The organism is Veillonella sp. CAG:933, assembly GCF_000431435.1.
GTDB lineage: Bacteria > Bacillota > Negativicutes > Veillonellales > Veillonellaceae > Veillonella_A.
This window is the reverse complement of sequence record NZ_HF986215.1, coordinates 1-14,648: the sequence shown is the minus strand read 5'-3', so window position 1 is coordinate 14,648 and position 14,648 is coordinate 1. Positions and strand designations below refer to the sequence as shown.

The following is a 14,648-nucleotide window of genomic DNA, read 5'->3' as shown; positions in this document are numbered from 1 at the left end:
AAACAGCGCGAGGTTATATGGAAAAACCCCGAGAAGTCCTTATCTAAAGGTCTTTTCTGCTTGCAGAAACCACTCTCTCCCTCTCCCCCATAATAAAACAGCGCGACGCTCTAGGAAAAAAAGGACCCCTACCCCTAATGGGCTTCTCGGAAATAAAAGTCTAACTTTTTGGGGTCACTACAAAGTCCTTATCTAAGGGGCTTTTCTACTTGCAAACCCAATCTCCCCCTCCCCCTTTAATAAAACAGCGCGAGGTTATATGGAAAAACCCCGAGAAGTCCTTATCTAAGGGTCTTTTCTGCTTGCAGAAACCAAGCCTTAGATGAGGAGCTTCTCGGGGTTTATATATCTCGCGCTATTTTATTATAATCCGAATCTTGCCATAATCGTATCCACATGTCTCAACATGCGATGTGGGTCGAAGAGGTGATCGATTTCTTCATCGGTAAGATATTTTTTAATATCCGCATCACCTTTAAGGCCGGCTTTGAAGTCTTTGCCTTCCAACCAACGAGCCATAGCATGACGTTGTACCCAACGGTAAGCTTCGTCACGAACAGCACCTTTATCTACAAGGGCTGTTAAGATTTGCTGGCTGAAGATCAAGCCGCCGGTTAATTCCAAGTTTTTCATCATGTTTTCCGGATATACCAACAATTTGTCGATAACTTTAATAGCCAAGGACAGCATATAGTCAACAGTAATCGTGCTATCCGGTAAAATTACACGTTCAACAGAGCTATGGGAAATATCGCGTTCATGCCATAAAGCCACGTCTTCCAAAGCAGCCTGCGCATTGCCGCGTACCACACGAGCTAAGCCGCAGATACGTTCACAAGTAATTGGGTTACGTTTGTGAGGCATAGCGGAGGAGCCTTTTTGTTTAGGGCTGAAGTATTCTTCCGCTTCACGCACTTCCGTACGTTGTAAGTGACGGATTTCAAGAGCAATTTTATCCAAAGTGCTGGCGATGATGGCCAAGGTGCTGCAAAGTTCAGCATGACGGTCACGTTGAATAACCTGAGTGGCAATTTTTACCGGTTCCAAACCGAGTTTTTCACACACATATTTTTCAATGAACGGATCGTTAACGGAGTAAGTACCAACGGCGCCGGACATTTTACCAACGGCTACATTTTTCTTTGCATGTTCCAAACGTTCAATATCACGTTCAATTTCAGCCATCCAGAGGCAAAGTTTCAAACCGAAAGTGGTAGGTTCACCATGAATACCATGGGTACGACCAACCATTGGGGTGTATTTAAATTCAGCGGCACGACGGCGAAGTACATCGCGGAATTGATGTAAATCTTCCAAAATGATGTCACAAGCCTGTTTCATCATAGCACCGAGTGCTGTGTCTTTTACGTCCGTAGATGTAAGGCCGAGGTGAATGTATTTAGCTTCTTCGCCAACGTATTCACCGACAGCGGTTACGAAAGAAATAATATCGTGGTTCGTTTCTTTTTCAATTTCATGAATTCGTTCTACATCAAAGTTCGCTTTTTCACGGATAACCTTAGCCGCTTCTTTAGGGATAATTCCCAATTCTGCCTGTGCTTCACAAGCTAAGATTTCCACTTCCAACATCTGGTCAAATTCGTTGCGTTCGCTCCAAATATGGCCCATTTTTTCTCTTGTATACCGTTGAATCATGTGTCTTTAACCTCCATCGAAATGACTGAATATTACTCTTTCATTTTAACATAGTAAAAAATAAGGGTCAATAAACTTTACCGAACGTTAATGTGTATTTCACGCAAAACATTCGGATTTATATCTGCTAATATATAATACTTCTCATCAGCATCTTGTCACTGACTAAACACTAACCTGCTGCGGAACAACCACTACTTAACCGGGCCTCACTACTACTCATCAATAGCAACTTCCCAACTAATCACAGCCACTACTGCTGTTTGTAAAAATAAACAATCTCCGTACCCGCTTTATTCACGGCCGCACCGGTTACATATGCATGATTAAATGTCGTCCCTACGCTAAAAATATAGTAGGTGTATGAATCATCCAAATTCACCATATTGTAATTATACGAATAATAGCCTAACAGTTGCTGCTGAGCTTTTTTATTCGTGTCATTATCGAATAACTGATCCGTTACATAATTTCCGCTATTTACTGATGTTACGTCGATAATATCACTCCAGAAATCACGCCACGGTCCAAGATTCTTTAGCTCAGGCGTTGTCACGATTTTATAACCAGGTAATAATTCGCGCAAACTGTCGGCAAATTGCATGTCTGAATTAGGCTCCATTTTTACATAAACCGAACGGCTATCTGTTAAATTAGTCTGCATAATCGCTAACTTAAGCGCTTCCCCGATATACGGTGCCATTTCGGAAGCTGTACCGATGAAACTAACCTGCGCTTCCCCACCGGCTTTTATAAATTGTGGAATATAAAACACGGATACATTGTTGGCAAAGGACGGAACCTGTTTTGGGAAGCCGTCAAAATTCGGCACCAAATCATATTTTGATGCATCTGTCATAGGGAAAGCTACCCGTAAGGCTTGTTCTTTATACAAGGAATTACTTTCATTCGTGAGCACCGTCTTAGCACCCGATGCCGGCATAAAAGCTTCTAACACCTGTTTTGGTATGCCTCGGTTCACGTAAGGCGACCCCGCCTTAACAGCTTCCTGAGTCGCATAATTAACAATGGCTGCCAAATCTTTGTCGCTCCCTGTAAGCGCCGTGGTGCCATTATCTGTAGCGGCACTATTACCGGCGCCCAATACAGTGCCGGACACCATGGCCAAACCGGCCAAAACAAGGAATGCTTTCTTTTTCATATTAAACATTGTCATATATCATGCCTCCATATGAAACTAAAAATATAAGACATAAGAACTCTTTTATATATTTTTAGTATAACTTAAATACAATACAACTGCCTATACTAAAGAGCACTCTATTTCAATTTTTTTCAATATAAAAAAAACGGTGCAACCTGTTTTATACAGATTACACCGTTTCATTTATATGATTTCCGTAAAATCACACAGATTATTTAACTAACATCTCCCGGACTTTGTAGCGCCGCTACTTGTCCGGCCGTCCCAGACCCAAATCCTTAAGCCTGAGGCGTCATGGTCGTAGTTTCTACGCGAACCACATCTTTGTACGGATAGGCACAAAGTTCGGCCATGGCTTGGCCCACTTCTTCAAAATCCGCATTACCAAGTTCCGGATTAACATTACCAATGCTTACGGATTTTACTTTATTATCGCCTAAATCTAAACGAATCTGAATTTTTACTACTTCTTTTACTGTTGCGTCTGCCATAATTAGCCTCCTATATATTTATACTAGTAATATTTAATACTTTAACCTCATATCCCGCTACCCTAATCTGTCTAACCTTACTAGATTACCGAGCAGCTGAGACATATCGTTTGGTGACCGCCGATTAGTCAACCAATTGGGCACTGGTATTTTCTACCATAAAAGCGCCCTTATAGCCGGTTAAAATTTTACCTTTGGCGCTGGTCATAAAACGTTTGGCAATCAACAAATTTGCCACTGTTTCGGCTGCAGTGCGACTTACATCCGCTTTAGGTACACTGATGCGCACCGTAGTTTCTTTTAATTCATCATCCAAAAATACGAGTTGTAATTCTTTTTTCAAAACATTCATAGTTCCTGTAGCCATAGTTGCCTCCTAAAATTAAATTCGTCCGAAGCCCCATGTATGTATGCCAAAAAATCATACATCAAACAGAGCCCTTCATTTTGTCCATATTACTGAAAAGTACATGTACTATTGAGTTTCTCATCATTCTCATTGACCGTTTGCAAACGTCATAAGCAAGTCATCATTTCTTGTGAACCCGCTTACACCCCTATACATTCTCACAACGTTAAAATGTCAAGTCATTAAATTCCACTAACCGAAATTTTCATTCATCATATGCAAAAAATTCAATACAGATTGACATTTCCCTCTTTCTTTTCACCGTCGGAAAATAGTATAATGAGGTGTATCTTGTATATGATAACTAATATCGTATACAAGATATTGATTTATAATACAACTCATCGATAGTACCAAATAGATGTATTTAGAGGGTATGAGTGTATCAACGGCTTACGTAAATACAGTGAAGTCACTGTTTGCGAGCCATATTTTTATGTGTAAATGTAGTACTTTGTAACGGGAAGGAACCTTATTCATGGCTATTATGATTAAAAAACGAGACGGCCATTACGAACCGCTCTCGGTAGAAAAAACTAAAAAGATGATTGCCTTCGCATGCTTGGGGCTTGAAAGCTGCGATCCTATCGAACTCGAAATGGACTCCAAATTACAGTTCGTTGACGGCATGAGCACCAAAGAAATTCAGAAAATTTTGGTGCAGACTGCAATCGAAAAAGTTATCCAAAAAGTAGACGACGGTTACGGCAACATGGTTAACCGCATGAACCAGGACTGGCAGTTTGTGGCAGCCCGCCTGTTCCTTTTCGACTTATATAAAGAAGCGGCCATCCAACGCAAATATAAAGCGTTCGGCTACGGCAACTTCCCTGCATTAGTAAAAAAATTAGTGGAATCTAAGCGCTATGCGGACTTCTTCCTCACCCAATACACCGAAGAAGAATTGGAAGAATTAGGGGATTACATCAAACCTAAACGCGACTATCTCTTCAACTATGAAGGCATTAAATTGTTGGCCGATCGTTACCTCGTAAAAGGTTACGACAAAGAAGTGTATGAATTGCCGCAAGAACGTTTCATGGCGATTGCTATGCACCTTGCCCTCATCGAAGGGGATCGCAAAGTAGAATTTGCCAAAAAATTCTACGACTTAATGAGCGAATTAAAAATGACCACCGCTACGCCAACCTTGGCCAATGCGGGTACGCCGTTCCATCAGCTCAGCAGCTGCTTTATCTCCGGCGTTGACGATAACCTTTGGTCTATTTACGACGTAAACAGCAAATTCTCCCGCGTATCCAAACACGGCGGTGCCCTCGGTATTTACATGGGTAAAGTGCGTGCCTTGAACAGTGATATTCGCGGTTACAAAAACTCCTCCGGCGGCGTTATCCCTTGGGTTCGTCTTTACAATGATACAGCCGTAGCCGTAGATCAGCTCGGCAAACGTAAAGGCGGCGCTACCGTAACGCTTGATATTTGGCATAAAGACTTCTACGAATTCGTAGAACTTCGTACCAACAACGGCGACGATCGTCGTAAAGCACACGATATTTTCCCTGCCATTGCCATTCCGGACATCTTCATGGAACGTTTATTGGCTCGTGAAAACTTCAGCCTCTTCGATCCACATGAAGTACAACAAGTGATGGGCTTCAACTTGGAAGATTTTTACGATGAAGACGAAAACAATAAAGCCTTCACCGAACATTATCTCCTTTGTGAAAACAATCCGGATCTCCACCCAATTCAGGTCAGCGCTTTGGATATGATGAAAAAAATCATGCGCAGTGCCGTAGAAACCGGTACGCCGTTCATCTTCTTCCGCGACACAGCGAATCGCGCCAACCCGAATAAACATGCGGGCATGATTTATGCCTCCAACTTGTGCCACGAAATCGCGCAAAACGTTGGTTTCACCAACCTCAGCGAAGAAGTGATTAATCCGGACGGCAGCATCACAACTAAAACGGTTACGGGCGACATGGTAACATGTAACCTTAACTCCATTAACCTCGGTCGAATTACGGACGAAGAATTGGAAGCAAATGTAGCCCTTCAAATTCGCATGCTCGATAATGTTATTTCCATCAACCAGTTCCCGGTACCGGAAGCTAAGATGACCAGCGAAAAATACCGTGCCATCGGCCTCGGTACGAGCGGTTACCACCACTACTTGGTGCGTCATCAGATTCAGTGGGAATCGGAAGAACACATCGAAACAGCGGACAAATTATTTGAAAACATTGCCTACTACGCAATTAAAGCATCCATGGAATTGGCTAAAGAAAAAGGTGCCTACCCTGCTTTCAAAGGTTCCGAATGGGAAACCGGTGCTTACTTCGAGCGCCGCGGTTATACATCCGAACGTTGGCAACAATTGCGCAAAGATGTAGCTAAATACGGTATGCGCAACGGTTATCTCATGGCGATTGCCCCAACCGGCAGTACCTCCAATATCGCTAACACCACAGCCGGCATCGACCCTATTTTCAAAAAATTCTTCATCGAAGAAAAGAAAGGCAGCTTCACGCCGAAAACGGCCCCTGATCTCGATAACTCCACCTTCTGGCTCTACAAAGAAGCTCACACGATTGACCAACAATGGAGTATTCGTGCCTGTGCTGCCCGCCAACGTCACATCGACCAGGCTCAATCTTTCAACTTGTACATTACACCGCAAGTTAAGGCCAAAGAAATCCTTAACCTCTACATTGAAGCGTACAAACAGGGTGTTAAAACGATTTACTACATCCGCAATCAGTCCCTCGAAATGGACGAATGCACCAGCTGTTCTTCCTGATTTAAACTAAAACAATAAGCGGTTTAGTGACCGGCAGTCATACGAACAACATAAAGCCTCAATTAATCGATGTTTTACAACGGTTCAACAGTAACATATGACTGCCGGTTAGCCGTAAATTTCATATGTTTAACCGCTTTAATATGCTATACTAAAGACAACAACTTATATAGAAAGGGTGAATGTCATTATGGATAAAAAATTAATTTTTAACGAACATGGCGAGCGCGGCACGGAAAGCATGATTGGTGGCAATACGACCAACTTGCGCGAATGGAACCGCATCAAATATGACTGGGCAACGCAGATGTACCGTACCATGCTCAACAACTTCTGGATTCCGGAAGAAATTTCGCTGAACGAAGATATCAAACAATTCCCGTTCTTGACCGACAGCGAACGCCGTGCGTTTGACAAAATTATTTCCTTCCTCAATTTCCTTGATTCGATTCAAAGTGAAAATTTACCCAACTTAAGCCGCTATATTACGGCTGCCGAAGTAGCATCGTTGCTTAACATTCAGGCATTCCAAGAAGAAATTCACGCCCAAAGTTACTCCTATATTTTGGACACCGTAACGAATCCGATTACCCGTGACCGTATTTATGACGAATGGCGTACAGATGAACACCTCTTGGCACGTAACCGTTTCATCGCCGACATTTACCAACGTTTCAGCGATGATCCGTCGGAACATAATTTAATTCGCACCATTATGGCGAACTACATCTTGGAAGGCATTTATTTCTACTCCGGTTTCAGCTTCTTCTACACCTTGGCACGCCAGGGCAAGATGACAGCAACCAGTACGATCTTTAAATACATCAACCGCGATGAAGTAACTCACCTCGTTTTATTCCAAAACATCATTCGTGAGCTTCGCATCGAACGTCCTGAATTATTTACGCCTGAATTGGAAGCGGAACTTACGAACATGCTCCGTCAAGGTACGGAAAACGAAATCGCTTGGGGCCAATACATTACGGATGACAAAATCCTCGGTATTAACAATGTATTGATTGAACGCTATATCAAATACTTGGCTAATATTCGTTTAGAAGCCATCGGCCTCAAACATCTCTATCCGGACATCAAAGAAAATCCGATGGCTTGGATTGAAAGTTTCTCCAACCTCAATAGCACTAAAACGGACTTCTTTGAAGCAAAAGTTACGAATTATACCAAAGCAGCCGCATTCGACTTCGATGATTTGGAGTAATACAGCGCTACCAACCAAACCAGGAAGGCCGGCACATCGCCGGCTTTTCTTTTTTTAGCCAAGCCGTATCATTACAATAAGCTCAGCAATAAGTCGCATAATCAACTAAATAATTAGTTTACCTGAAGTTTACGAATGTTTTGCAAAAAAAGACTTGCCAGAATAGAAACTTAGGTTTATAATGTTGGCAATCACTTTAAGAGAGGAGCCAATATTATGAATACCGCTATCAGCACTATGAACAGCCAATACTTCTATTTTTGGTTCTTTATCCAGGCAACGGGTAAAGGACTATTTGGGCTACGCTGATTTCGGTATCATTGTCAGGCTTAGTATAGTTAAGGAGCTACCCGTAGTGCACGCGGGTAGCTCCTTTTTTACTATCACTTAAAAGTAATTATTGAAAGCAACGAAGGTTGTACAAGCAGTAAAGGATTTGAATTTATGAACGAAACCTGTTTTCAAATATTCATAAGTGACGAAAGAGGAGAGATTACTATGATTATTACATTGAAGGAAAATGCTACACCGGAGAAAGTTCAAGAGTTGCGCCAAAAATTAGAGGCCCAAGGGATTACGTTACATCCAAGCCAAGGCGACAACTACTCATTAATCGGTCTCATCGGCGATACCTCACTCGTAGACAAACGCCAAATTGAATCGTTAGACTTTGTTGAAAAAGTAACACGCATTCAAGAACCGTTCAAAAAAGCTAATCGCAAATTTCATCCGGAAGACACCATCGTAGACGTAAGTGGCGTAAAAATTGGGGGCGGCCACTTCGCTATTATGGCCGGTCCTTGCTCTGTAGAAACACCGGAACAAGTGTTGGCAACGGCAAGAGCGGTCAAAGAAGCGGGCGCTACTATTCTTCGTGGCGGTGCGTTCAAACCGCGTACTTCGCCATACTCTTTCCAAGGTATGGGCCCTGAAGGCTTGCATTTATTGGAACTGGCCAAAAAAGAAACGGGGCTGCCTATCGTATCGGAAGTCATGGATCCATCCCAATTGCAATACTTCGATAATGTAGACATGCTTCAAATCGGCGCCCGCAATATGCAAAACTTCACCTTACTTAAAGAGGTCGGCAAATTAAAGAAACCGGTTCTCTTAAAACGCGGCTTATCCGCGACTTATGAAGAATGGTTGATGGCTGCGGAATACATCATGAGCGAAGGCAATACACAAATCGTACTTTGCGAACGAGGCATTCGAACTTTCGAAACGAAAACCCGTAATACCCTTGATGTAACGGCGATTCCAATGATTCATGAGCTCAGTCATTTACCGATTATTATGGACCCGAGCCACGCTGCCGGCATGAGCCGCATGGTTCGACCTTTATCCCTCGCTTCCACCGGCGGCGGTGCGGATGGTCTCATGATTGAAGTTCATATTGATCCGGCCAAAGCGCTTTGCGACGGTCCGCAAGCTTTACGTCCCGATCAATTTGCTTCCCTCACCAAAGATGTATTCGCTATGCGCGAAATTGTTACCGGTCAAAAAGCTTAATTAAGACCCGTTAATTGATACCCAGTAAAAGGAGTTACCATGGAACGTATTCATATAGAAGCCTCCACTGCCTACGATGTCATCATTGAAGATGGGGTTTTACAACATATAATAGAATATATTAAGCCCCTTAAGGGCCCCTGCCCGACCATGCTCGTCAGTGATGACCAAGTAGCTCCGCATTATGCAGCGCTTGTCAAAAAGCAACTCACCGCAGCGGGCTATACGGTATATGAATACGTATTCCCTCATGGTGAAACAGAAAAAAATGCTGCCCGACTATTGGATTTAGTGGAATTTATGGCGGCCAAAGCGCTGACCCGTAAGGATTTACTTATCGCCTTAGGAGGCGGTGTAGTCGGTGATATGGCGGGTTTTGCGGCGGCCACCTATTTACGGGGCATCGACTATATCCAGATGCCTACATCCCTATTGGCTGCAGTTGATTCATCTGTTGGCGGTAAAACGGCCGTTAATTTAAAAGCCGGCAAAAATCTGTGGGGCGCTTTTAAACAGCCGATTTTAGTACTCTGTGACCCAACTGCACTCAGCACTTTGGCGGCCGATGAATTCAGTAACGGCTGCGGTGAAGTCATTAAATACGGCATGCTCGGTTATCCGGATTTACTGGCTGATTTAATGACCAATCCTTTACGTCAAGATGACCTTCCCCATATTGAAGCGATTATCGCCCTATGCGTGAAAGCCAAAGCGAAAATTGTCAGCGCCGATGAAAGAGAATCGGGCGTCAGAGCTTTGCTCAACTTTGGCCACACGTTTGGTCACGGCATCGAGCTTTGCAGTGAATTTTCCGTAAAACACGGTATGGCCGTCAGTATCGGCATGGCCCTCATGATGCGTGCCGCTTTTAAAAACGGACACATCAGTGAAACCGAATTAAATAACTTTTTAAATCTACTGGCCGCTCATAATTTGCCGACTAACACGACTATCAGTATTGACGAACTCTTAGAGGCCGCTTTACATGACAAAAAAAGTCACGGCCAAACTATTACCATTATCTATCCGACTCGTTGGGGGCAGTGCGAACTTCGCACCATACCACACAGCGAATTAGCCCATTACGCCATAAAGGAGGTAAAACACCATGGTGCCAACTAATCCATCTGAATTTGAAGCAACCAAAACTGCGACTGTCCATTCTGAATCCGTTACCGTAACCGGAGCCATTCCAACCGGTACCATTGCGGCCATTCCGGCCAAGGCCCACGCTCATCGAGCCTTGATTGCCGCTGCTTTGGCGGACAGCCCGTCCAGTTTACTCATTGCGCACTATTCAGAAGATATTGACGCCACTATTGCCTCTTTGCGTGGCTTAGGTGCTACTATTGAGAAAACAGAGAGCGGGGTTACTGTCACACCCATCCCCGAAAACCAAAAACACGGCACCATTGATGCTCACGAATCAGGAACTACCTTGCGCTTGCTCTTATCGGTAGGTTCCGCCATTTGTGATACCACCGATGTAACCGCAGCCGGTCGTTTACCGGATCGCCCGTTGGAGCCTTTAAAAAGCCAATTGGAAGCTCATGGCATCAACTTTTCGGCGGCCAAGCCGCCATTTACCATTAGCGGTCATTTAACAGGTGGGCTTTTTGAAATGGTAGGCAATGTGAGCAGTCAATTTTTTTCCGGCCTCTTATTGGCCTCACCAAAACTGGATGAAGATACTTTAATAAACAGCACAACACCGTTACAATCCCGCGATTATGTGACGTTGACGCGTCATGTCATGGCGGATTTTGGCGTTACCGCCTATACCTCCGATGATGGCAACAGTTTTACCGTTCCCAAAGGGCAACATTACCGCGGCCTCGAAAGTTATCCCATCGAAGGGGACTGGTCAAACAGTGCCATTTGGCTCGTAGCCGCCGCCATCACCGGCCAACCGCTTACCATCACTAATTTGCAACCCGATTCGACGCAGGCGGATCGGCGCATCTTAGATATTGTTGACTGCGCCGGCACCACCGTGGAATGGCAAACAGAAGACGGTACCGTTGTTGAAGATGATGAATTGGACAAAATTAAAGTGCCGTTACGCCTTCATTGTGAAGGTCGTGCCATTGACCCTATAACGGTTGATTTAGAACAATGTCCTGACTTATTACCTGTTTTAGCGGCCTTAGCCTGCAGTATCGAAGGGGAAAGCTGGTTTATCAACGGTGAACGCTTGCGTCTTAAAGAATCAGACCGCTTATTAGCCGTTCGTGATTTGGTGAGAACTTTAGGCGGCACCGCTCACATTGAAGGAGATAATCTCTACATTAACGGTACCGAAAGTCTTACCGGCGGCACCGTTACTTCCCACAATGACCATCGTCTCGTTATGGCTGCTACACTCATGGCACTATACAGCGATGATCCGATTACGATTACCGACAGTCAGGCCATCAATAAATCCTATCCGCTATTCTTCAGCCATTGGAATCAATTAGGCGGTCACGCCAAATAATTTACTATCTAACCTTTCAAAACAGGAGACGCTTATGAGTTCAAGTTTTGGCAAAAATCTTACTATTTCTGTATTCGGAGCCTCCCACGGCAAGGCTATCGGCGCCGTAGTCGATGGTCTGCCATGCGGTGTAACCGTCGATGAAGCGGCCTTGGCCCGCTTTATGAAGCGCCGTGCCCCGGGGCAAAGTTTAATTACCACCCAACGTAAAGAAGCAGATCAACCCGTATTTCTAAGCGGCCTCGTAGAGGGCCAACTCAGTGGTTCACCACTTGCCTTTTATATTGAAAACACGAATCAGCATTCTAAGGACTATAATAATTTACGTGATATACCGCGCCCATCCCATGCTGACTATACGGCACGCATGCGCTATGGTGAAAAAGTGGACATGCGCGGCGGCGGTCATTTCTCCGGTCGCCTTACGGCCCCACTCTGTTGTGCCGGTGGCATTGCCTTGCAAATTCTTAAACAAAAAGGCATTGAAATAGGTGCCCATTTAAAACAGATTGGCTCGGTACAAGATACCACTATGAGCTTCACCGAACCGGATATGGCGGCCCTTCAAAAAGTAAGCCACGAAACCGTAGTCATGGTATCCTCTCAGGCACGCCTTAAAGCAATTACCTATATTGATGAATTGCGTCAGGAAGGGGATTCTACCGGCGGCATTATAGAGCTGTTTGCTACGGGTCTGCCGGCGGGCCTTGGGAATCCGAATTTTGACGGCATTGAAAATCGCCTTAGCCGTGCCCTTTTTGGTATTCCCGGCGTTAAAGGCGTTGCTTTCGGCAGCGGTTTTGACGGTTGCCTCGACCGCGGTTCCAATCAGAACGACCCGTTCCGTTTAGAAAACGGCAAAGTTCGCACCTTAAATAATAATAGCGGCGGCATCCAAGGCGGTATTACCAACGGCATGCCGCTCGTTCTCAAAGTGGGCATGAAGCCGACTGCCTCTATTGCCAAAGTACAGCCAAGCTTCAGTTATGAAGCAGCTGCCAATACGGATTTACAGATTAAAGGTCGTCATGATCCTTGCATCGCCGTTCGTGCCGTACCGGTTGTTGAAGCTGTCACCGCCTTAGTCCTATTAGATTTTCTCTTAGATAACACTATTAAACTTGATTGATAAGAGCCTAAAATTTAATTACGGGCAAACTACTATTTTCCTAATTTTCGACTAACTATTATAGTCGGTACCGAAATACACATTTCCAATGAACGGAAAGGATATTATTATGAATCATACATCTACGCTGACCCCTTTCGGCCTCTTGGGCAAAACCTTGGGGCACAGCTATTCGCCACAAATTCATAAGGCTCTCGGCAATCCCGACTATGTACTGTACGAACGAGCTTCTCACGAATTAACCGACTTCTTAAGTCAATCCGAACTGAAGGGCTTAAACGTTACCATTCCTTATAAAAAAGACGTCATGAGCGCCTGCCAAACTTTATCTGACGCGGCCAAACATATCGGGGCCGTCAACACCATGGTCCGTCAAGCCGACGGCAGCTGGTACGGTCACAACACGGACTATGACGGTTTTATATATATGCTGGAGCGAGCCGGTATTACTGTTAAAGATAAAAATGTAGTTGTTTTGGGAGACGGCGCTACAGCCCATACGATTCATGTGGCTCTAACCGATTTGGGAGCCAAAGAGATTAGCCACCTTTCCCGTAAAACAGCGCCTTTTTATAGTGACGCCAAAAGCTACGGGGCCGATGCCGATGTACTCATCAATGCCACGCCGGTCGGTACTTTTCCGAATTGCCCGGATAGCTTAATTTCATTGGATGATTTTCCTAAACTCAAAGGCGTAGCCGATGTGATTTATAATCCTTATCGCACGGCCCTTCTTATAGAAGCGGAGCAACGCGGCATTCCTTATACCGATGGTCTCCCCATGCTTGTAGGACAGGCGGTAGCGGCAGCTAAGCTGTTCATGCAAAAAGAGTTTCCACCGGAAGCAACGGAAGCTATCATTCGTCAAATGCGTCATGCTCAGGAAAATATTATTCTCATCGGCATGCCCGGTGTAGGCAAAACAACTATCGCCACTGCGCTCGCGGAACGCTTACAGCGACCGCTCATCGACTGTGATGATGTATTTGAAGAACGGTACTGTCACCCCGGCGAATATATTAAAACCTATGGGGAAGCCCAATTTCGTAAAAAAGAAACGGCCCTCTTGGCCGAACTTTGCAAAACCACCGGAGCCATTATTGCCACCGGCGGCGGCGTTGTAACTCAACCGGTTAATTATCCTATTTTGCGCCAAAACGGCCGCATCTATTGGCTTCGCCGCCCCCTTGAGAAATTAGCCGTTGACGGTCGTCCACTTTCACAGGGGGGGCTGGAGCGCTTAGAATCTTTATATACTGTAAGAGAACCGCTGTACGAAGCCTTTTCACAATGTAGTTTTGACATAAACGATCCGGATACCGGAGCTGCTCAGATTGAGGAGGAATATCATGCACATTTTAATTCTTAACGGCCCCAATATTAATCTGTTAGGTTTAAGAGAGCCGGATATTTACGGCTCTGAAACGTATGAACAGCTCGTCCAAATGATTCGCCAACATGCTCATGAGCGTCATATCGCGGTTAGTTTTTATCAGAGTAATCACGAAGGCAGCTTGGTAGACCGAATTCAGGCGGCCCATAATGACGCCGAAGCCATCATTATCAATCCGGCCGCTTATACGCATACATCAATAGCTATTCTTGACGCCTTAAAAGCGATTGGCCTCCCTACGGTGGAAGTGCACATCTCCAATCCCGATGAACGGGAAAGCTTCCGTCATTTCTCCTATGTAAGCGAATATGCTGAAAAAACCATCAAAGGCCATGGTCTTAAAGGCTATATCGAAGCCATGGATTATCTTATTGATAGGTATGGTGATAAGGAATAAAACACCGGCTTATAGGACAAAAAGTGTGTGTGGCTTT

The 14,648-nt window shown here is 44.6% G+C and carries 12 protein-coding genes; 8 read left to right on the top strand and 4 right to left on the bottom strand.

The genetic code is table 11. The features are described 5' to 3' along the window. Positions 1–363 precede the first annotated feature (363 nt). The 4 genes from purB to QZL64_RS09445 form a co-directional block, all read right to left on the bottom strand. Positions 364–1,656, bottom strand: a complete 1,293-nt coding sequence (gene purB, locus QZL64_RS09460) for an adenylosuccinate lyase (RefSeq protein ID WP_021841754.1) — start codon at positions 1,654–1,656, stop codon at positions 364–366. A gap of 253 nt (positions 1,657–1,909) precedes the next feature. Continuing rightward, positions 1,910–2,833, bottom strand: a complete 924-nt coding sequence (locus tag QZL64_RS09455; RefSeq protein ID WP_021841753.1) for a hypothetical protein — start codon at positions 2,831–2,833, stop codon at positions 1,910–1,912. A gap of 266 nt (positions 2,834–3,099) precedes the next feature. Continuing rightward, positions 3,100–3,312, bottom strand: a complete 213-nt coding sequence (locus QZL64_RS09450) for a DUF1659 domain-containing protein (protein WP_021841752.1) — start codon at positions 3,310–3,312, stop codon at positions 3,100–3,102. A 124-nt stretch (positions 3,313–3,436) separates the two neighbouring features. Beyond that, a complete protein-coding gene (locus QZL64_RS09445) occupies positions 3,437–3,679 on the bottom strand; it encodes a DUF2922 domain-containing protein (RefSeq protein ID WP_021841751.1) in 243 nt (80 codons plus the stop codon). Between the two features lie 520 nt (positions 3,680–4,199). On the opposite strand from QZL64_RS09445, the gene QZL64_RS09440 reads away from it, so the two are divergent. The 8 genes from QZL64_RS09440 to aroQ all read left to right on the top strand — a co-directional run bounded on the left by QZL64_RS09440 (position 4,200) and on the right by aroQ (position 14,611). Then, the gene (locus QZL64_RS09440; RefSeq protein ID WP_021841750.1) at positions 4,200–6,485 is read left to right on the top strand and encodes a ribonucleoside-diphosphate reductase subunit alpha; all 2,286 of its coding nucleotides are present in this window, start codon (positions 4,200–4,202) and stop codon (positions 6,483–6,485) included. A 190-nt stretch (positions 6,486–6,675) separates the two neighbouring features. Further along, positions 6,676–7,704: a ribonucleotide-diphosphate reductase subunit beta gene (locus tag QZL64_RS09435; RefSeq protein WP_021841749.1), complete on the top strand. Its 1,029-nt coding sequence runs from the start codon at positions 6,676–6,678 to the stop codon at positions 7,702–7,704. A gap of 498 nt (positions 7,705–8,202) precedes the next feature. After that, positions 8,203–9,216, top strand: a complete 1,014-nt coding sequence (gene aroF, locus QZL64_RS09430) for a 3-deoxy-7-phosphoheptulonate synthase (protein WP_021841748.1) — start codon at positions 8,203–8,205, stop codon at positions 9,214–9,216. A gap of 39 nt (positions 9,217–9,255) precedes the next feature. Then, a complete protein-coding gene (aroB, locus tag QZL64_RS09425; RefSeq protein WP_021841747.1) occupies positions 9,256–10,338 on the top strand; it encodes a 3-dehydroquinate synthase in 1,083 nt (360 codons plus the stop codon). After that, positions 10,325–11,692, top strand: a complete 1,368-nt coding sequence (gene aroA / locus QZL64_RS09420; protein WP_021841746.1) for a 3-phosphoshikimate 1-carboxyvinyltransferase — start codon at positions 10,325–10,327, stop codon at positions 11,690–11,692. The genes aroB and aroA overlap by 14 nt, the downstream gene beginning before the upstream one ends. 34 nt (positions 11,693–11,726) lie before the next feature. Then, positions 11,727–12,821, top strand: a complete 1,095-nt coding sequence (gene aroC / locus QZL64_RS09415) for a chorismate synthase (RefSeq protein WP_021841745.1) — start codon at positions 11,727–11,729, stop codon at positions 12,819–12,821. Positions 12,822–12,930: 109 nt separating this feature from the next. Further along, positions 12,931–14,190, top strand: coding sequence for a shikimate kinase (locus tag QZL64_RS09410; RefSeq protein ID WP_021841744.1), 1,260 nt, complete (start codon positions 12,931–12,933; stop codon positions 14,188–14,190). Beyond that, on the top strand, positions 14,171–14,611 hold the full coding sequence (gene aroQ, locus QZL64_RS09405; RefSeq protein WP_021841743.1) for a type II 3-dehydroquinate dehydratase: 441 nt from the start codon (positions 14,171–14,173) through the stop codon (positions 14,609–14,611). The genes QZL64_RS09410 and aroQ overlap by 20 nt, the downstream gene beginning before the upstream one ends. Positions 14,612–14,648: the final 37 nt, after the last annotated feature.

Coding starts and splice junctions, on each gene's coding strand:
- purB (WP_021841754.1), bottom strand. CDS start 1,656: ATGATTCAACGGTATACAAGAGAAAAAATGGGCCATATTTGGAGCGAA.
- QZL64_RS09440 (WP_021841750.1), top strand. CDS start 4,200: ATGGCTATTATGATTAAAAAACGAGACGGCCATTACGAACCGCTCTCG.
- aroC (WP_021841745.1), top strand. CDS start 11,727: ATGAGTTCAAGTTTTGGCAAAAATCTTACTATTTCTGTATTCGGAGCC.
- aroF (WP_021841748.1), top strand. CDS start 8,203: ATGATTATTACATTGAAGGAAAATGCTACACCGGAGAAAGTTCAAGAG.
- QZL64_RS09410 (WP_021841744.1), top strand. CDS start 12,931: ATGAATCATACATCTACGCTGACCCCTTTCGGCCTCTTGGGCAAAACC.
- QZL64_RS09455 (WP_021841753.1), bottom strand. CDS start 2,833: ATGACAATGTTTAATATGAAAAAGAAAGCATTCCTTGTTTTGGCCGGT.
- QZL64_RS09445 (WP_021841751.1), bottom strand. CDS start 3,679: ATGGCTACAGGAACTATGAATGTTTTGAAAAAAGAATTACAACTCGTA.
- aroB (WP_021841747.1), top strand. CDS start 9,256: ATGGAACGTATTCATATAGAAGCCTCCACTGCCTACGATGTCATCATT.
- aroA (WP_021841746.1), top strand. CDS start 10,325: ATGGTGCCAACTAATCCATCTGAATTTGAAGCAACCAAAACTGCGACT.
- QZL64_RS09450 (WP_021841752.1), bottom strand. CDS start 3,312: ATGGCAGACGCAACAGTAAAAGAAGTAGTAAAAATTCAGATTCGTTTA.
- aroQ (WP_021841743.1), top strand. CDS start 14,171: ATGCACATTTTAATTCTTAACGGCCCCAATATTAATCTGTTAGGTTTA.
- QZL64_RS09435 (WP_021841749.1), top strand. CDS start 6,676: ATGGATAAAAAATTAATTTTTAACGAACATGGCGAGCGCGGCACGGAA.